The following is a 19,515-nucleotide window of genomic DNA, read 5'->3' as shown; positions in this document are numbered from 1 at the left end:
AAGGAGGAAAAAACATGGTAGAACGTGTAGTTGCAACAGATAAGGCGCTTGCTTTAATCGAACATATAAAAGGCATCTATGGACCTATCATGTTTTACCAATCTGGTGGATGTTGTGATGGCTCTGTCCCTATGTGCTATGCAGAAGGGGATTTTCAAATAGGTTCCGCAGATATTTATCTTGGTTCGATAGGCGATGTCCCATTCTATATGCATAGAAGTCAATATGATTATTGGAAGCATACCCAATTGATCATTGACGCAATTGAGGGTAGAGGAGCTACGTTTTCATTGGATAACGTAGAAGATAAACACTTTATCTTGAATTCACGAGTATTTACAGATAAAGAATATGAAGAAGTAAAAAAGCTTCTTTAAAATAAGGAATCTCCAGTCGTTGATGGCTGGAGATTTTTTAGTCGTTTTGATTATTCTATTCTTACAGAATGAGCATTTAACCATTCTACACCAAAGTCGACTAAAGGTTTTAAAGAAATGACACGAGTATTGGCTTGCCCCAGTTTGCCGAGGCGAATAGAAGAAGGAGCTATAGACTCAAAAGCTTTGCCAATAGCAGGAAAGCGTTCGGAATCCATATCTAACAGTTCATAGGTAACCCATTTTCTCTGACCATTGACAAGCATTGCGGCCCCTTGCGACGAATAGTTTTTTTGTTGTGCTAAATATTCAGCAAGATGGAGTGATGTGCATGAATCATAATCAACACCTATTAACATGATTTTCACAGATGCATGATACATTTTGCCAAGGGGTGATGCTAACCCAAATGAATCCTCTAATGGATGATCGTGCATCCAATCCTTTGCATGCCTGCCCCATGCCATAAAAGAATGTGCAGGATGAGGACTTCTTATCGTTTCGGGATGTCTTAAAAAACATTCCGCTATTTTTCCCATACCACGTATAGGTGTTAAATGTGGATCATAAGCTGAAATAGTGTCGCGAACTGGTTGTTGCCAAGCTTTAGGAATAGGGGGTATCGACCAATAAGAAGGTTCGGAGTTTGCAGTTGATTGAGAGGGCATTACGATAGTGCCTTGTCTTGTGATAACTTGCATCAATGCCTCAACAACTGCCTGTTCAGCTCCAGCGATCCAGCCCATTTTGCTAAGTGATGAATGTACAATAATCGAATCACCTTTTTGAATTCCTAATGCCTGTAGCTGTTCAACAAGTGTATCCTTGTTTTGAAATTCATCGGTTGATTGGATCACGTCAAACTCAGTCATAATAATCACCTCATTACATTCATTATCAACTTATCGTAAGCGATTGTAAAATAAGTTTAAAACAATGATTGGTGATAGTATAGATAAAAGAGGGTATAACAATATTGGAGGTGCTTAGATTGAAAGAAACAAAGTTATGGATTAATGGACAATGGGTAGATACACGTGAAAGCTATGATTTAACTTCTCCATATAGTGGGGAAGTGATCGCTAAAGTAGCAAAAGCAACGCCACACGATGTGGAAATTGCTATTGAAGGTGCACAAGTGGCATTTAAGAAATTTAAGTCTTCCACTGCCTATGAAAGAGCTGAAATTTTATATCGTGTAGTCGCTATTATGAAAAGTCGTCGCGAGGAATTTGCAGAAATTCTCGCGCAAGAGGCGGGGAAACCTTTAACGGCTGGATTAGCCGAAATCGATCGTACAATTGCAACGTATCAATTTGCCGGTGAAGCAGCAAAACAGTTAAGTGGTGAAACAGTACCAATGGATGCTGCACCAGGGGGATCAGATCGTATTGGATGGACGAAACGGGTTCCTTTAGGTGTTGTTTCAGCGATTACTCCATTTAACTTTCCATTTAATCTTGTAGCACATAAGCTAGGACCAGCCTTTGCAGTTGGAAATGCTGTCGTTTTAAAACCAGCTACGCAAACGCCCTTGAGCAGTATTGTAATGGCTGAAATTTTTAAAGAAGCTGGTTTACCTGATGGTATGCTACAAATTGTAACAGGTAGTGGAAGCGAACTTAGCGATACTTTAGTGACACATCCTCTTGTCAAAAAGGTAACATTTACAGGTAGCGGTGCTGTCGGACTGAAGATCAAAGAAAAGGTTGGTTTACGTAAAGTAACATTAGAGCTTGGTTCTAATGCAGGTTTAATCATTGAACCGAGTGCACCAATTGATAAAATCGTTAATCGGTGTGTTGGTGGCGCATTTGGTTTTGCTGGTCAAGTATGTATTTCGTTGCAACGTATATTTGTTCATCAATCTATTTACGATGAATTTGTAAAAGCATTTGTGACAGCGACTGAAAAATTAGTTGTTGGCGATCCAATGGATGAGCGTACAGATGTAAGTGCAATGATTAATCCCAAAGAAGTCACTCGTATTGCTGAGTGGATTGAAGAGGCAAAAGCGCAAGGTGCCACAGTTGCGGCGGGTGGAACATTTACAGAACGTACTTTGACACCAACCGTCATGACGAATGTCAAATCTGATATGAAAATTGTATGTCAGGAAACATTTGCACCGATTGTGTCGATTGTTTCATATGAAACATTCGACAAAGCTATTGCTTTATTGAACAATTCCGACTTAGGGTTAAATGCTGGTATCTTTACTAACAATTTAGAAGATGCCATGAAAGCAGCAGAAGAGTTGGAGGCAGGGGCTGTCATTATTAATGATGTTCCTACATTCCGTACGGATAATATGCCTTATGGTGGTGTCAAAAAAAGTGGTTATGGTCGTGAAGGAATTAAATATGCAGTGAATGAAATGACAGAATTGAAATTCATAACCATTAAGACTAAACTGTGATATTATTTTATAAAAATAATATATAACAATAAATTATGTGTGAATAATACTTTATTATTGCACTGATACAGAATTAAGGTTAGCATAGATACAGACATATTTTAAAGGGGTGTTGTCTATGCTTAAACCGATTCCTATGAGTCAATCAAGGACCGTTCAAACAAGATTAGTTTTACCGCCAGATACAAACCATATGGATACTATTTTCGGTGGTAAAGTGTTAGCGTATATTGATGAAATCGCTGCCGTAACGTCTATGAAACATGCTAAAATGCAAACAGTTACCGCATCATTTGATTCTGTTGATTTTTTCTCGCCGGTTCATTCCGGAGAGATATTAGAACTTGAAGCAATCGTTAGTTCCACAGGCCGAACTTCTATGGAACTTTATATTGTCGTACAGTCTAGAGATATTCATACGGGTAAAAAAAGATTAACGACTGAATCATTTGTAACAATGGTAGCGGTGGATGCAAACGGTAAGCCGCAAGAAGTTGCGCCAGTATACCCGGAAACGGAAGAAGAAAAGCGATTATTTGAAACAGGGCCGCAACGTCGGCAACATCGTAAAGAAAAACGTAATATGCCACATAAATTCTTTACATTGTAGTCGCTCCGACTTGGAAGATTTTGATACCATATTAATGGATAGTAAGATCTTTACTTCAAGACTCAAGCAAGAGCAGGAGGATAAGTAAAAGGTTCAATTATCTGAACAAAGTTTATTATTCAGTTTAACGAACACATAATAGGGGATCAAGAAAACTTCCACTATGTGAAGTTTCACTTTTTGTAAAAAAACAAAACGTCAACTCTTAATGATTAGGAGTTGACGTTTTTTCTTGTTCTTATGTTGAGGAAGGAATTAAAAAGATCTTATGAATTTTTTCAGTATCTGTTCCTCTTTTTTTATTCTGCAAAATTGCTCTTCTTTTTGATCCATTAGGCTAAATTATTCGCAATATTGGTCAATTGATCAGCTGATGCAGAAACTTGGGTAGCCCCATCGCTTAAATCATTTAATAATTGAGAGATCGTTGTAATGTCTTCCATTGTATCTTCATTTATCACTTTGATTCCAGCGACTGCTTCAGCAATTTGATGGAATGATTGTGATAAATCATTTTGCATATTAACCCCGTTTGTAATTTGTGTATCCACACTTTTTACCGAACTAGACATGTTTTCAATATTGTTTTCCGTATCTTCAATAAGCTGCGATACATTTTGAACGGCCTTTTTTGTTTCTTCAGCAAGCTTTCGAACCTCATCCGCAACAACTGCAAATCCTTTACCATGTTCGCCAGCACGAGCTGCTTCAATGGATGCATTTAATGCTAGTAAATTTGTTTGGTCTGCAATGTCTGTTACAAGATGTACAATTTCATTGATTTTATGTGAAGATACACGCAATTGGCTCATTGTATTGTCGAGTATTGCCACACTTTTTGACATTTGGTTCATTAGTTCCGTCTGTGTTTCAAGCAGTTGTTTGCCACTTTCTGATTTTTCTTGAGTAGAAGTAACGAACACAAGCCCTTTTTTCGTGGACTGAGCAATACCGTCGGATTGACTTGCTAATGAATGCAAGGAAGCAGTTGTTTCCTCACTAATTGCACTCAATTCTTGTGCTGTACTTTGCACAGAAAGAATAATATTATGCTGTAATTCATTGGCTTTCAATCTTACGTCTTCTTCCTTATTTTCATAAGCTTCAATGACAAGCTGTTGTTCTAAGTTAATGAGTTTAGAAAAAGCATTCATCGCTATAGTTGCGTCATATGTTGGCAAATCTAATTGACGTATAAATGTTGAGAACGTTGTTGTTAAAGATTGAAATGAATTAAGATACCACTTTGATTTTAAGCCAATACGCACATGTGCATGGGCGATTCTGATTCTTTGTTGAATATATTTTTCATCAATATGGCAATCGAAAATTTCCGTAATGTGACGTGTGAGTGTTACTTTTAAAGCTTCGACATTGGAATATTGATTAATAATCTGAACTAAATCGTCTGATTTGGTAATGGAAGCATAAAAATTATTTACCATTTCCACTATTAATTCTTTTGAAATGGGTTGTAATTGTTTAATAATTGCTAAATCTTCTGTAGTTAATTGCAATAATTGAATTTGTTTTTGTAATTCTGGATGTTTTGATAAATCCAATGTGACTTGTCCAATGTATTGATTCGTATTGAAATATCTTTCATTTTTGTTTTGTTTACTAGACCAAAATGCCACTGTAATTCTCCATTCCGTTTTATACAATTAATCTTTGCTATATTAACTTAATGATACTTATTATTATTTTATCATTTTTTTAGTTGATAACAAGATAACATGAAAAAAATGTACTAGTCAATTTTTACTGTAAATGCATATTTAAGAAATTAGGTAAATGAATTTTGTGTGATGATCTGAGAGAAAAGATGGGAATTTGATACGAAATGCTAAAGGAAAAACAAAAATTTGACACAGTTTTCAAGTTACGTTTAGATATGAGCGTGCTACAATAAAGAAAAAGTTATGAAGAAAAGGATGTACTAAAAGATGGATAAAGAGAGAGGTAGGAGATTTGCATTACCGTTGGCCGCTGTTGTTGCAGTATCATCAATGATGTTACTAAATGCTAATTATACTTCAGTGACAATGACGAATCGTATTTTGATCGCAGCTGGTGCAACAATCGTAACTTATATATTGGCATTTATTTTGTTTGGCATGGAAGATAAGATAAAGTGAAACTCCATCAGTGGGGGTTTTCTTCCCCCCCTGAAATAGAGGAACTCAGGTTAAAGGCGCCACGTCCTGTGGCAACACCTGAGTGACCAACATCCTGCCCGTCCGAACCAATCGGACTTATACGGGCAGTTGACCTGACCCCATCTATCTTTCTCGTTTGGGATCTTACTGCCCGTTAAAGCGGGGTAAATAAATAGCATACACGTAAAAAAAAGCCCTTTATTTTGGTGGGATTCGCCAAATATAGAGGGCGTTTTACGGTCTAAATAAGTCAAACCAGCCTTTGTGTTTGAACCACGTGATCATTGAAATCGCAATTCCAAACATAATTAGTAAAATGATAAAATAGCCATAGTGCCATTCAAGTTCGGGCATATGCTTAAAATTCATACCATAAACACCAGCAATGAATGTTAAGGGGATAAAAATAGATGAAATAATCGTTAGAATCATCATAATACCATTCATGCGACTAGCATTTACGGACATATGACTGTCTCGCATATCTGCTGTAAGCTCACGGTTTGATTCAACCATTTCAGTCAGCTTGACTAAGTGGTCATGGATGTCTCCAAAGTAGGCTCTTTCCTGATCATCCAAATTGAATCGGTAAGAATTTAAAATGCGATAAAGTAAATCGCGCATTGGTAGAATGGTTCGTCTTATATGAAGTAAATCACTTCTCAAATCAAATACATAACGCATTGATTTGGTGCTATTTTGATAATTCAATTGGTCTTCGATTTCGTTTAAATGATCTTCAATGTTATATACCATAGGAAAATAGCTATCGACGATTTTATCAATCGCTTGATACATGACAAAAAGTGCTCCTCGTTCCCATGTTTGGGGACGGCTCACTAATCGTTTCCGCACAACATCGAATTCAGGTACAGAAGATTTATGGTAAGTTACGATGAAACTGGGAGATACGAACAAGTTCACTTCTTCAGCTTCAAATGTTTCCTCATTGATCTTGTGGGCAACTAGGAAGTGATAATCGTCGTAATAATCTACCTTTGGACGTTGCAGTCGCATTAAACAATCCTCAATTGCTAAAGGGTGAAAATGAAAAAATTGATCTAATAGAAGGTCTTCTGTATCGTTAGGCTTTTCAAAATCTACCCAATACCAATCAAATTTGCCTTGTTTAATTTCATCTAGTGGGAAATCCATTTTAAGTTGTTGGTCAGTTGTCACTCCAAGAGTTCGAATCATTACCACACCTCATTTCAACTGTTGTTATACCTATCCTCTCATAAAAAAGCCAATGTTTCCATAATTGAATAAAAAACACCGCTTCTAGTGTGACACCAAAAAGAAGAACAGCTATTTTTATCCTGCTTTAACGGGCAGTAAGACCCTGAACTCAAGATTTAGAGAGAAACGGGAAAGACAGATGGGGGATCAACTGCCCGTAAAAGTTCGATTGGTTCAACGATATCCATCAGAAGATGAAAAAAATCCCTATTAGATGAGAATTTTCTTTCTTTTAGTGGTCAGTGATCCAATATTTAGGGAATATATTGGTCGACAGTTTTTCTGGTATATAAGAATCCTGAAAATCAGAGTGAATGGAGATTTCGTGAGATAATTTATGTTGAACAGTTTTGGTACATACTGATGATGGTTCGTCGCAATGATGCATCAATGAACTTTTTAGCAAACAGTATGGCATACCGATGAAAATAAGTAAGCCGAGTAGAATGGTTCCTATTAACAAAACGATTTTTTTCAAGGAAGTCTCCCCCTTACCTTAGCTCTGTTATATGTTATTTTAAACTTTAGTCCAATTTTAACGGGTAGTCAGATTCCTAACACTTCAAGACTTAAGTAACAAGCAGAGAATAAGAATTTGCCTATCTATTAAAAATCCTGATGGCTCAACGAATTCCAGCTAGGGATAAAAAAATCCCTACTTACTATAATAAAGTGAGAGGTGACAACTTCTACGAATGTTCAAGAAAGGCTATCATCTATAGCGAATATAAATGTGTATCAACAATAGGATTAAATAGAATCGTTATAGTAGAAAAGACGTAACAATCATGGAAATGTTGCATGTAGAAATGAAAGAACTTTTAAAAGAAGTGAAACTTATTCAAAGGAAAGAACGTAGATTAGCTATAAGAAAATGTTTCAGAATAGTGAAAGTGAGTGATTAGAATATGGAGGAAAAAGGACTAAAAGTAATTTTGCATGCAAGTGCATTTTTTGCCCCATGTTTAGTGCCAATAGCCTTCTTTCTTTTGATAAAGGATGAAGAAATAAAACGTCTATCCATTCAAGCATTGCTGTTTCAATTTGTCATGTGGGTGCTAGTGGGAGTGGGAGCTGTGCTATCAGCCACGATTGTCCTGGCAATTATCGGTATTCCGATGATAGTTGTCTTTGGTCTTATGGGCATCATTGTACCGATTATTGGTATTATCAATGCGTTACAAGATGTACATTGGGAATATCCAATCGTCGGTAAATGGATTTAATAAGTTACTTTTGAGCATACTGCATATAGCGGTATGCTTTTTACGTATAGTAAAAAATATTTAAAATTCATAAAAAGAAGTGCAGAATATTTGCGTCAATTTTTATAGCCTTATATAATATAGTCAAAGATAGTCAAAGTCAGTGATGTAAGTGAGGTGGAAGCTAAAAATGCGAAATATCTCTGACATTATTGAAGGGTATTTGAAGGAAGTTATTGAATTAGGTGGTAAAGGACATATTGAAATTAAACGCAGTGAAATTGCAGATAAATTTCAGTGTGTACCATCGCAAATAAATTATGTGATCAATACGAGATTTACTGCCGAACGTGGATATATAGTCGAAAGTAAACGTGGTGGAGGCGGTTATATTCGAATATTACGTGTAAAAGCTGATTCTGAAACAGAGTTAATCGATGAAATTTTACAACAGATAGGTGATTCGATCTCTCAAGCAACAGCACAAGATTTTATTTTTCGTTTGATTGACGAGGATGTGATTACTCGTAGAGAGGCGAAGATGATGATCACGGCAATTGATCGTTCGGTGCTATGCATCAATTTGCCGGTACGGGATGAATTACGTGCACGAATATTACACGCTATGGTATTAACATTAAAGTATGATAAGAAAACATAAAGAGGTGCAAGGTATGATTTGTGAAAATTGTAAACAGCGGCCGGCTACGATCACAGTTACGCAAATGAAAAATGGTAAAAAAATTACCAGACATTATTGTGATGTATGCAATAAGCAGATGGATCACTTTCACTTGAACCTCGATTCAGAAGAAGGTTCAAATGCAATGCAAAAATTGTTTGCCAATTGGTTTGGAACACCAAGTTGGTCTGTTCAATCAGTACCGATTAATAATACGCAAACGAAAGTGCCAAATGATAGCTGCCCACAATGTGGGATGACCTATAGACAGTTTCTTGAAGAGGGGAAATTTAATTGTCCAACTTGTTATGAAACGTTCAAAGAACAGCTACCTCAAGTACTTAAACGACTGCATAATGGTGCAACAGAGCATATTGGAAAAGTACCCGGTTCTGTCAATCAAAGTTATCAAATGAAACGGCAAATTGAAGCGCTACGCCAAGATATGAAATCAGCTGTAGAAGCAGAACGTTTTGAAGATGCCGCTCATATTCGAGATCAAGTACGAGAATTAGAGAAGAAGCTACAAACAGGGGGTGAGGAAAGTGACGAGCATTGATCATTTTCTAAAAAGCAAACCACCTCTTTGGATGCGTGGTGATGTTGATTATGGTGACATTATCATGAGCACACGTATTCGATTGGCTAGAAATTTAAACGGTTTCCGTTTTCCAAGAGCTTTTTCAGATGAAGAGGCATCCAAAATTGGCAAGATGGTTTCAAATGCAGTGATGGATGGAGAAAATAGTCTTGGTATCCCATTTTCCTATTTCTCCCTTCATGATATGCCAGCAATACAACGGCAAGTATTGGTAGAGAAACACTTAATAAGCCCACAATTAGCAAATAAAACAAAATTTGGTTCAATCCTAGTATCAGAAGATGAAACGATTAGTATTATGATAAATGAAGAGGATCATATTCGAATTCAATGCTTGCAACCGGGATTACAGCTAGACAAAGCCTATCAGTTAGCGGATGAAGTGGATCGCTTATTAGAAAAAAATTTACCTTATGCTTTTGATGATTCATTTGGTTATTTAACAAGTTGCCCAACCAATACGGGGACTGGGCTTAGAGCTTCCGTCATGATGCATTTACCAGCATTAACAGTGACCAACCAAATGGGACCTCTTATTAATACGATGGTACGGCTAGGAATGGTTGTGCGAGGGATTTATGGTGAAGGCACAGAAGCTGTCGGTAATTATTATCAATTTTCAAATCAGATTACATTGGGTAAGCCTGAAGAAGATATTATTTTAGATTTGCAAAGTGTGGCTGAACAAATCGTTCAAAAGGAAATTGGTGCACGACGAGCATTATTAGAACATGCATCCATTGCAGTATCCGATCGGTTGAATCGCTCTTTAGGTGTTTTACGATATGCCAGAATTTTATCGAGCGAAGAAGCCGCCAATTGCTTATCAAATGTGCGATTAGGTATCGATTTAGGGTTAATGCCATCGATTCCCGATAAAGTATTAAATGAGTGTATGTTAATCATGCAACCAGGTTTTTTACAACAACATGCAGGTACAACACTCCAAGCCAATGAAAGAGATGTTTATCGTGCATCCATCATTAGAGAAAAATTGCAGTTAAATGATACAGATTCTAATTAAGCGTTGAAGAGGAGGAGAATTTTTATGATGTATAATCGTTTTACACAGCGCGCTCAAAAGGTTTTGCAACTTGCTCAAGAAGAAGCAATTCGCATGAAACATGAGGCAATTGGTACTGAACATATATTGTTAGGACTGATTCGCGAGGGTGGTGGAATTGCTGCCAAAGCACTTGAAGCGATCGATGTAAGTCCTGAAATGATTGAAGAAGGTATTAAAGAATTAGTAGGAATTGGTACACAGAATGTTGGCCCAATCGTTCATTATACGCCTAGAGCTAAAAAGGTTATCGAGTTATCGGTTGATGAATCACGTAAATTAGGTCATTCCTATATTGGTACAGAGCATTTGCTTTTAGCATTAATCCGTGAAGGCGAAGGTGTAGCAGCTCGAGTCTTAAATAATGCGGGTGTCAGTCTAAACAAAGCTCGTCAACAAGTATTACAGCTTTTAGGTAGCAGCGATCATCCACAAGCGAACACGAATGCGGCTCCAGCTGCAAATACACCGACTTTGGATAGCTTAGCGCGTGATCTTACACAAATTGCTAGAGAAGGCAGTTTAGATCCTGTTATTGGACGTAGCAAGGAAATTACACGTGTCATCGAAGTGCTATCACGCCGAACAAAAAATAACCCTGTATTGATCGGTGAACCTGGTGTAGGTAAGACAGCCATCGCTGAAGGTCTAGCCCAACAAATTGTTAACAATGAAGTTCCAGAAACATTGCGTGATAAACGTGTCATGACTTTAGATATGGGAACGGTAGTAGCAGGTACAAAATACCGTGGTGAATTTGAAGATCGTTTGAAAAAGGTAATGGATGAAATCCGTCAAGCAGGTAATGTGATCTTATTTATCGATGAATTGCATACATTAATCGGTGCAGGTGGTGCAGAAGGAGCAATCGATGCATCTAATATTTTAAAACCATCTCTTGCACGTGGTGAATTACAATGTATCGGTGCTACGACATTAGATGAATATCGTAAGTATATTGAAAAGGATGCAGCACTTGAACGTCGTTTCCAACCGATCCAAGTGGATGAACCTACTGTGGAAGAAGCTATTCAAATTATTAGAGGATTACGTGATCGCTACGAAGCACATCATCGTGTCAAAATTACAGATGAAGCGATTGAAGCAGCTGCTAAAATGTCAGATCGTTATATTTCAGACCGCTTCTTACCAGATAAAGCCATTGATTTAATCGATGAAGCAGGTTCAAAAGTGCGTTTACGTTCATTTACAACACCGCCTGATTTGAAAGAATTAGAACAGCAATTGGATTCTATCCATTCCGAGAAAATGGCTGCAGTTCAATCACAAGAATTTGAAAAAGCCGCATCATTGCGTGATACAGAACAAAAACTCAAAGACAAGTTGAATACGACTAAAAAAGAATGGAAAGAAGCACAAGGTAAATCAGAATCAAAAGTAACAGTCAATGATATTGCGGAAGTTGTATCGATGTGGACAGGAGTGCCAGTTGCAAAACTAGCACAAGAAGAATCTGAAAAACTACTACATCTTGAAGAAGAACTACACAAACGTGTTGTGGGCCAAAGTGAAGCAGTTGAAGCCATTTCAAGAGCCATTCGTCGAGCACGTGCTGGGTTAAAAGATCCAAAACGTCCAATCGGTTCATTTATCTTCTTGGGTCCAACAGGTGTAGGTAAGACAGAGCTCGCTCGTGCATTAGCAGAAGTTATGTTCGGTGATGAAGACGCGATGATCCGAATTGACATGTCTGAATATATGGAAAAACATTCGACTTCACGTCTTGTCGGCTCACCTCCAGGATATGTAGGCTTTGATGAAGGTGGTCAATTAACCGAAAAGGTTCGTCGTAAACCATATTCTGTTATTTTACTTGATGAAATCGAAAAAGCACATCCAGATGTGTTCAACATCCTTTTACAAGTGCTTGATGATGGTCGATTGACAGATTCAAAAGGCCGTGTAGTTGATTTCCGTAACACAGTGGTGATCATGACTTCTAACATTGGTGCAGAAGCGTTAAAATATCGTAAGTCTCTTGGATTCGGTGCACAAAGCGCAACTCAAAGTCAAGAAACTGCGAAAAACGTGATGATGGAAGAATTGAAAAAAGCATTCCGACCTGAGTTCTTAAATCGTATAGACGAAATGATCGTGTTCCATTCATTAGAAAAAGAAGAGTTAAGCCAAATTGTTGTTCTCATGGCGAAAACCTTAACAAAACGATTAGAAGAACAAAATATTACACTTGAGTTAACGCCAGCCGCTATTGAAAAGATCGCGAAGGAAGGCTATGATCCTCAATATGGTGCACGTCCATTACGTCGAGCTATTCAAAAACATGTAGAAGATCGACTTTCTGAAGAAATCTTAAAAGGTACGGTGTTAACAGGTCAACGTGTTGTATTTGATGTGAAAGATGATCAATTCGTTGTAAATGTAAAAGAACTCGTAACGAAATAATGAACGTATTTTGACAAAAGGCCATGTACGCCGTAAAAAGGCATTCCAAATGCGAAATTTGGGATGCCTTGTTTTATAATATAAGGTAATAAAGTGCAATTTCATCCAATAGGAGTTTCCTTCACCTTTTACTGGAGATAATTGAATCTGTTAATTTGAGAATAAAACTACAATATAAGGAGAAAAAAATGGTCAAAAAGAAGACAAAATTCTTTTGCAATTCATGTGGATATGAATCACCCAAATGGCTTGGCAGGTGCCCAGGCTGTGGCGAATGGAATACGATGGTTGAAGAAGTAGAAGTTATTTCGAAAGGTCCTAGAGGTGCGTTTCAGCATTCTGTGAACGTTTCGCAAAAGGCTGCCCCCATTATTTCTGTCAAATCAGCAGAAGCGCCAAGAGTTAAAACGGAACTTAAAGAGCTAAATCGCGTCCTAGGAGGTGGAGTAGTACCAGGCTCACTTGTATTAATCGGTGGAGATCCGGGTATTGGTAAATCTACATTATTACTGCAGGTATCCGCTCTATTATCTAATAAGGGTCACCGTGTCCTTTATATATCTGGAGAAGAATCGATTCATCAGACAAAGCTTAGAGCAGAACGCCTTGGTGTTAAGTCACCCGAGTTATATATTTACTCAGAAACCAATTTGGAATTTTTAAATCAAACAATCGATGAGGTACAACCAAAGTTTGTGATTGTGGACTCCATTCAAACAGTCTACCATCCAAATATAACAAGTGCGCCAGGAAGTGTATCTCAAGTTCGAGAGTGTACAGCAGAATTTATGAGAATCGCAAAGACAAAGAATATTGCTATCTTCATAGTTGGTCATGTCACAAAAGAAGGTCAAATTGCAGGACCGCGTATTTTAGAGCATATGGTGGATACCGTATTATACTTTGAAGGTGAACGCCATCATACGTATCGTATATTACGCAGTCAAAAAAACCGTTTTGGTTCAACAAATGAAATTGCTATTTTTGAGATGCTTCAGAACGGTTTAAAAGAGGTATTGAATCCATCTGAATTATTTTTACAAGAGCGTTCGCAGGGAGCACCAGGTTCGACGGTTGTTGCTTCGATGGAAGGAACAAGACCTATCTTAGTAGAAATTCAAGCTCTCGTAACACCATCAAGCTTTAATTATCCAAAACGAATGGCGTCAGGTGTGGATCAGAATCGTATATCGCTGTTGATGGCAGTGTTAGAAAAAAGAATGGGTATGTTATTACAAGCACAGGATGCCTATATTAAAGTGGCGGGCGGTGTTAAATTAGATGAACCTGCTATTGATTTAGCTATCTTAGTGAGCATTGTCTCTAGTTTTAGAGATGTTGCGGCAAAGCCAATGGATTGCTACATCGGGGAAGTAGGGCTGACAGGGGAAGTACGCCGTGTTTCACGTATCGAGCAGAGGGTCCAAGAAGCTGCTAAATTAGGTTTTAGACGAGCTATCATTCCATCATCGAACCTAGAAGGCTGGGTTTATCCAAGCGATATCGAAGTACTTGGAGTAGATACAGTAAACCAAGCGTTAAAGTTGAGTTTTAAAGAGTTATAAACTATCACAAATTTTTAAGCTATTGTCGGCTGTGCAGCTATTTTTATGAAATTAAATCGTGTTAATAGCTATTCAAGGCGTTAATCAGAGAAACTATGTATAATGAAACCACTTGGGGAGGTGCGTTAAATGCTTAAAAAAATTATTCAAATTGCGTTTCTTTTTATCGGAGGGACGATGGGTTTATTTATCTTACCGCCATTATACAAACTGATTCATTTATCTTCAAACCCATGGTTAAATAATCCGTATACTTCAGTTGCTATTGGTGCTTTAATATTATTTGGCTGTTCATTTTTGTTCTCAGATTATTTTGTAAAATTCATTCGATGGATGGAAGAAAAATTATTGAAGGCACCTAGTGGAGATTTATTGTTTGGTACTTTGGGGCTAATCATTGGGTTAATCGTTGCTTATTTGATCGGTTTTTCGATCGACAGTGTAAAAATTCCGATTATCACAACTATCTTACCGATATTACTATCAATTGTACTGGGATATTTAGGGTTCCAAGTGGGATTTAAAAAACGTGATGAATTGATTAATGTTTTTACATCAGGCAGATCCCATAATAGTTTGAGAAAAAAATCTACAGAGGAAGTGGATTTTTCTAGTTCCTTGTATAAGCTTTTAGATACAAGTGTTATTATTGATGGGCGTATAGCGGATATTTCTGAAACGGGTTTTGTGGAAGGGATTTTGGTTGTTCCCCAATTCGTATTGACAGAATTGCAACATATAGCTGATTCGTCTGATACATTAAAACGCACGAGGGGGCGTCGTGGTCTTGACGTTTTAAGAAAACTACAGGAAGAAAGAGCTTCACAGGTCTTGATCACGGAAGTCGATTTCGAAGATGTTCCAGAGGTTGATTTGAAATTAGTGCGTTTAGCTAAAAAAATGGGTGGAAAAATCTTAACAAATGATTTTAATTTAAATAAAGTATGTGATCTGCATAATGTGGAAGTGCTTAATATAAATGATTTAGCTAATGCTGTGAAACCGGTTGTTATTCCAGGTGAAGAAATGAATGTGGTTGTGATCAAGGATGGCAAGGAACACAACCAAGGTGTCGCTTATTTAGATGATGGTACAATGATTGTTGTCGAGGAAGGTAAATCTTATATTGGTCAAACAATTGTTGTGACAGTAACGAGCGTGTTACAGACTTCGGCAGGTCGTATGATTTTTGCGAAACCCAAACAAAGTGGAAGAATAGCGTAATTCAACATTTGCTGCTGTTACCTGCTATGATTGTTTTCCTCGTACATTAAATCTAGCTAAGGGGGCTAGATTTGTTGGAAGGTAAGTTATCTAATAACGGAAATCAGTTGATGATTGTATTTTTAAACTCAAAAAAGTATTGATGAAATGGACGCACATATGTAAAACTAAAAATATAAAAAGAGACAGGGCAAAAATGCCTTGTCCTTTTTATGATGAGGCGAGGAAGTGAGAGGAAACCATGCAATATGATGTTATATTACCGGCAGCAGGCAGTGGCAAACGAATGGCTGTGGGTCAAAATAAATTATTTTTAGAATTACATCAAAAGCCGATTTTGATACATACATTGGAAGTATTTCAACAAGACGAGGAATGTAAGGGAATATGGTTGGCTGTAAAATCAGAAGAACGTTCGTATATTGAAATGCTTTTGACAAAATATCATATTACAAAAGTAAAAGCGCTTGTTGATGGGGGTTCAGAAAGACAATATAGCGTTAATAATTGTGTAAAAAAGGTGGAAGATGGGAAAATTGTATTGGTACATGATGCAGCGAGACCTTTTATAACGAGATCGATTATTCATCAGCTAGTGGACACAGCATATACCAAAGGGGCAGCAATAGCAGGCGTTCGCGCAAAGGATACGATGAAACGAGTAAAAGATGGTGTTATTGAAGAAACAGTGGATCGCTCTAGTTTATGGATGATTCAAACGCCCCAAGCATTTGATTTTGAAGTATTAAAGCGTGCAGAACAACAAGCAGAAAAAGATTATTTCTTAGGAACGGATGAAGCGATGCTTGTCGAACGTTTAGGACAATCTGTATATATGGTTGAAAGTAGCTATGAAAACGTTAAAATAACTACTAAGGAGGATTTAGTAATTGGCGAGGCCATTCTAAATCAACGTATAGGAGGTTAACTATGTTTCGAGTAGGACAAGGGTTTGATGTACATGCGTTTGCTGAAGGACGTCCATTAATCATTGGAGGGATCACCATTCCCCATGATAAAGGATTACTTGGTCATTCAGATGCGGATGTATTGTTACATGCTGTAACCGATGCAGCGCTTGGTGCGATAGGAGAAGGAGACATCGGTCGTCATTTTCCAGATACTGATCCGGAGTTTAAGGATGCAGATTCCGCCAAATTACTAGCATATATATGGAAAATGGTGGAGGATAAAGGCTACTCTTTAGGCAATGTAGATTGTACGATTATGGCACAGCGCCCTAAATTAGCCCCATATATTGAGCTAATGCGAAAACGTATTGCAGAACTTTTACATGCGGAATCTTCGCAAGTGAATGTAAAAGCAACAACAACAGAAAAGCTAGGATTTACGGGTCGTGAAGAAGGAATAGCCACATTGGCAACCATTTTACTTATTAAAAATTGACTTTCTTTAATTTTTATACTTGCAGTGGTAAAATGAAAAAAGTTGAATTTTTGACCGACAAATAGGAGGATTTTAATCATGACTAACAAAGTTCGTGTTCGTTATGCACCAAGCCCAACAGGACATTTACATATTGGTGGCGCACGTACAGCTCTATTTAATTTCTTATATGCAAAACATTATGATGGGGATTTTATTCTTCGTATTGAAGATACAGACGTGGCTCGTAACATCGAGGATGGTGAATCATCACAAATTGAAAACTTGGCCTGGTTAGGTATTCACCCAGTAGAGTCACCAATTATTGGTGGTCCATATGCTCCTTACCGTCAAATGGAACGTTTAGACATTTACACAGAATATGCTCAAAAATTAATCGATAGGGGATTAGCCTACAAATGTTTCTGTACACCAGAAGAATTAGAAGCTGATCGTGAGGAACAACGCGCAAAAGGTGTTGCTGCTCCAATGTACAAGGGGACTTGTCGCTACTTATCTGCTGAAGAAGTCGCTGAAAAAGAAGCAGCTGGTATACCTTATACCATTCGTTTCCGTGTACCTGAAGATGTTACTTATCAATTTGATGATTTGATTCGTGGTGAAGTAACGTTCGAATCAAAGGATGTTGGTGACTGGGTAATTGTAAAAGCAAATGGTATTCCAACATACAACTTTGCGGTTGTACTTGATGATCATTTAATGGAAATGACACACGTATTCCGTGGAGAAGAACATTTATCTAATACACCTAAACAACTAATGATTTATGATGCTTTTGGTTGGGAAGCACCACGTTTCGGCCATATGACATTAATCGTAAACGAAAATCATAAAAAACTTTCAAAACGGGATGAATCCATTATCCAATTCATCTCTCAATATAGAGATCTTGGGTATTTACCAGAAGCCATGTTAAACTTCTTGGCATTGCTTGGTTGGTCTCCAGAAAGTGAAGAAGAAATTTTTACAATGGACGAGCTGATCGCACAGTTTGATGAAAAACGACTTTCTAAATCACCATCAATGTACGATATGCATAAATTAAAATGGATGAATAACCAATACATGAAAAAATTGTCTCATGAACAAGTGGTTGAACTTTGCTTACCATTCTTACAAAAAGAAGGCTTAGTAGCAGAAAATCCAACAGATGAAGAATTGGAATGGGCTGATAAGTTAATCGGACTGTATCATGAACAAATGAGCTACGGTGCTGAAATTGTAGAATTATCTCAAATGTTCTTTACAGAAGAACTTGATTTTAATGATGATGAAAAAGAAGTTTTAGCTGGAGAACAGGTACCAGAAGTTATGGCTGCGTTTAAAGAAAAATTAGAAGCGTTAGAAACATTTGAACCAGCAGAGATCAAAAAAGCGATCAAAGCTGTGCAAAAAGAAACAGGACATAAAGGTAAAAATCTTTATATGCCAATTCGCGTGGCAACTACTGGCGAAATGCATGGACCAGAACTAAACGATGCACTTGTTTTACTTGGTAAAGAAACCGTGCTAAATCGTGTTGGAAAATATGTAAAATAATTTTAGTTGCTTTTTTTCTACTTCACTGTACAATTAAGCTAGTAAATGATAAAAATGTTGAAGAGGAGAAGTATGTGGCACATGCTCTAAAGAGAGGATCATCACCGGCTGAAAGTGATCTGAGCCAATGTAAAACAGAAATGCACCTCTGAGTGCTAAGCTGAAATAGAAGTGGGACGTACCTCGTTAACGTTCACGAATCAGTAGGCTTTAGCCGGGTTGTTACCGTTATGGACATTAGAGTGGAAAGTGTCTTGTTGTGCTTTCAACCAGAGTGGAACCGCGTATTGAAGCGCCTCTGTCTTCGTTAGATAGAGGTGCTTTTTTCTATGTGAAAAAGGAGGCTTTTACATGTTTAAAAGAATAAAAGAAGATATTGCAACAATTTTTGAAAATGATCCAGCAGCTCGTAGTACACTAGAAGTGGTATTAACTTATTCAGGTTTGCATGCAATATGGTCGCATAGAATTGCACATGCTTTCTATAAACATAAACTTTATTTTATAGCAAGAGTTATTTCACAAACTAGTCGTTTCTTTACTGGTATCGAAATTCATCCAGGTGCAAAAATTGGTCGTCGCTTCTTTATTGACCATGGCATGGGGGTTGTCATTGGTGAAACTTGCGAAATCGGAGATGATTGCACCCTGTATCAAGGTGTAACATTGGGGGGAACCGGGAAAGAAAAAGGCAAAAGACATCCTACGCTAGAAGATAATGTATTAGTTGCCACTGGTGCAAAGGTACTCGGTTCTATTACAATTGGAGAGAATAGTAAAATTGGTGCTGGTTCAGTTGTCTTGAAACCAGTGCCTGCTAATGCTACAGTTGTTGGTATTCCGGGGAAAGTCGTGATCCAAGATGGTATCCGTGTAAATCATGAACAAAAGCTAGACCATCAAAATATCCCAGATCCCGTTGGAGATCGTATCCAGCAAATTGAACAAAGAGTCAGCGCTTTAAATAGAGAACTTGAGCAGACGAAAAAGGAGAGATAATT

The 19,515-nt window shown here is 37.6% G+C and carries 19 protein-coding genes and 1 other annotated feature; of the genes, 15 read left to right on the top strand and 4 right to left on the bottom strand.

Going from position 1 to position 19,515, the window contains the following annotated elements:
• Positions 1–14: 14 nt before the first annotated feature.
• Positions 15–377 carry a DUF779 domain-containing protein gene (locus tag FEZ13_RS17390; RefSeq protein ID WP_146553708.1) on the top strand — a complete coding sequence of 121 codons (363 nt, stop codon included), beginning with the start codon at positions 15–17 and terminating at the stop codon, positions 375–377.
• A gap of 50 nt (positions 378–427) precedes the next feature.
• On the opposite strand, the gene FEZ13_RS17385 is transcribed toward FEZ13_RS17390, so the two are convergent.
• Entirely contained in the window at positions 428–1,249 is an 822-nt protein-coding gene (locus tag FEZ13_RS17385; RefSeq protein ID WP_146553707.1) for an AAC(3) family N-acetyltransferase, read from the bottom strand.
• A 119-nt stretch (positions 1,250–1,368) separates the two neighbouring features.
• Between FEZ13_RS17385 and FEZ13_RS17380 the strand changes: the two genes are divergently transcribed.
• Entirely contained in the window at positions 1,369–2,796 is a 1,428-nt protein-coding gene (locus tag FEZ13_RS17380) for an aldehyde dehydrogenase family protein (RefSeq protein WP_146553706.1), read from the top strand.
• A 118-nt stretch (positions 2,797–2,914) separates the two neighbouring features.
• Positions 2,915–3,406 carry an acyl-CoA thioesterase gene (locus tag FEZ13_RS17375; RefSeq protein WP_146550519.1) on the top strand — a complete coding sequence of 164 codons (492 nt, stop codon included), beginning with the start codon at positions 2,915–2,917 and terminating at the stop codon, positions 3,404–3,406.
• 332 nt (positions 3,407–3,738) lie between these two features.
• On the opposite strand, the gene FEZ13_RS17370 is transcribed toward FEZ13_RS17375, so the two are convergent.
• Positions 3,739–5,043 (bottom strand): globin-coupled sensor protein, encoded by a 1,305-nt coding sequence (locus FEZ13_RS17370; protein WP_146553705.1) that lies wholly within the window; start codon positions 5,041–5,043, stop codon positions 3,739–3,741.
• Between the two features lie 309 nt (positions 5,044–5,352).
• Here FEZ13_RS17370 and FEZ13_RS17365 point away from each other — a divergent pair, with 309 nt between their 5' ends.
• Positions 5,353–5,544: an acyltransferase gene (locus FEZ13_RS17365; RefSeq protein ID WP_146553704.1), complete on the top strand. Its 192-nt coding sequence runs from the start codon at positions 5,353–5,355 to the stop codon at positions 5,542–5,544.
• Positions 5,545–5,799: 255 nt separating this feature from the next.
• Here the strand turns inward: FEZ13_RS17365 and corA are convergent, their stop codons facing one another.
• Both corA and FEZ13_RS17355 read right to left on the bottom strand, forming a co-directional pair.
• Positions 5,800–6,762: a magnesium/cobalt transporter CorA gene (corA, locus tag FEZ13_RS17360; protein ID WP_146553703.1), complete on the bottom strand. Its 963-nt coding sequence runs from the start codon at positions 6,760–6,762 to the stop codon at positions 5,800–5,802.
• Between the two features lie 274 nt (positions 6,763–7,036).
• Positions 7,037–7,282 (bottom strand): hypothetical protein, encoded by a 246-nt coding sequence (locus tag FEZ13_RS17355; protein WP_146553702.1) that lies wholly within the window; start codon positions 7,280–7,282, stop codon positions 7,037–7,039.
• 430 nt (positions 7,283–7,712) lie between these two features.
• On the opposite strand from FEZ13_RS17355, the gene FEZ13_RS17350 reads away from it, so the two are divergent.
• The 11 genes from FEZ13_RS17350 (at position 7,713) to cysE (ending at position 19,513) form a co-directional block, all read left to right on the top strand.
• Positions 7,713–8,030 (top strand): magnetosome magnetite crystal formation protein family, encoded by a 318-nt coding sequence (locus tag FEZ13_RS17350; protein WP_146550524.1) that lies wholly within the window; start codon positions 7,713–7,715, stop codon positions 8,028–8,030.
• Between the two features lie 169 nt (positions 8,031–8,199).
• Positions 8,200–8,670, top strand: coding sequence for a CtsR family transcriptional regulator (locus FEZ13_RS17345; RefSeq protein WP_146550525.1), 471 nt, complete (start codon positions 8,200–8,202; stop codon positions 8,668–8,670).
• 13 nt (positions 8,671–8,683) lie between these two features.
• The gene (locus FEZ13_RS17340) at positions 8,684–9,250 is read left to right on the top strand and encodes a UvrB/UvrC motif-containing protein (protein ID WP_146553701.1); all 567 of its coding nucleotides are present in this window, start codon (positions 8,684–8,686) and stop codon (positions 9,248–9,250) included.
• 31 nt (positions 9,251–9,281) lie between these two features.
• Positions 9,282–10,316 carry a protein-arginine kinase McsB gene (gene mcsB, locus FEZ13_RS17335; RefSeq protein WP_146553813.1) on the top strand — a complete coding sequence of 345 codons (1,035 nt, stop codon included), beginning with the start codon at positions 9,282–9,284 and terminating at the stop codon, positions 10,314–10,316.
• 24 nt (positions 10,317–10,340) lie between these two features.
• Positions 10,341–12,779, top strand: a complete 2,439-nt coding sequence (locus FEZ13_RS17330) for an ATP-dependent Clp protease ATP-binding subunit (protein WP_146553700.1) — start codon at positions 10,341–10,343, stop codon at positions 12,777–12,779.
• Positions 12,780–12,967: 188 nt separating this feature from the next.
• Complete coding sequence (gene radA, locus FEZ13_RS17325) at positions 12,968–14,344, top strand: DNA repair protein RadA (RefSeq protein WP_146553699.1); 1,377 nt, start codon at positions 12,968–12,970, stop codon at positions 14,342–14,344.
• 129 nt (positions 14,345–14,473) lie between these two features.
• On the top strand, positions 14,474–15,568 hold the full coding sequence (locus FEZ13_RS17320; protein ID WP_146550529.1) for a PIN/TRAM domain-containing protein: 1,095 nt from the start codon (positions 14,474–14,476) through the stop codon (positions 15,566–15,568).
• Positions 15,569–15,809: 241 nt separating this feature from the next.
• The gene (ispD, locus tag FEZ13_RS17315) at positions 15,810–16,496 is read left to right on the top strand and encodes a 2-C-methyl-D-erythritol 4-phosphate cytidylyltransferase (RefSeq protein ID WP_146553698.1); all 687 of its coding nucleotides are present in this window, start codon (positions 15,810–15,812) and stop codon (positions 16,494–16,496) included.
• A 2-nt stretch (positions 16,497–16,498) separates the two neighbouring features.
• Entirely contained in the window at positions 16,499–16,975 is a 477-nt protein-coding gene (ispF, locus tag FEZ13_RS17310; RefSeq protein WP_146553697.1) for a 2-C-methyl-D-erythritol 2,4-cyclodiphosphate synthase, read from the top strand.
• A gap of 78 nt (positions 16,976–17,053) precedes the next feature.
• Positions 17,054–18,514: a glutamate--tRNA ligase gene (gltX, locus tag FEZ13_RS17305; protein WP_146553696.1), complete on the top strand. Its 1,461-nt coding sequence runs from the start codon at positions 17,054–17,056 to the stop codon at positions 18,512–18,514.
• Between the two features lie 48 nt (positions 18,515–18,562).
• Positions 18,563–18,817, top strand: a binding site (T-box leader).
• Between the two features lie 48 nt (positions 18,818–18,865).
• A complete protein-coding gene (gene cysE / locus FEZ13_RS17300) occupies positions 18,866–19,513 on the top strand; it encodes a serine O-acetyltransferase (RefSeq protein WP_146553695.1) in 648 nt (215 codons plus the stop codon).
• Positions 19,514–19,515: the final 2 nt, after the last annotated feature.

The sequence above is a fragment of the Rummeliibacillus sp. SL167 genome (assembly GCF_007896505.1).
Taxonomy (GTDB): domain Bacteria; phylum Bacillota; class Bacilli; order Bacillales_A; family Planococcaceae; genus Rummeliibacillus; species Rummeliibacillus suwonensis.
This window is presented reverse-complemented; position numbering and strand designations above follow the sequence as displayed.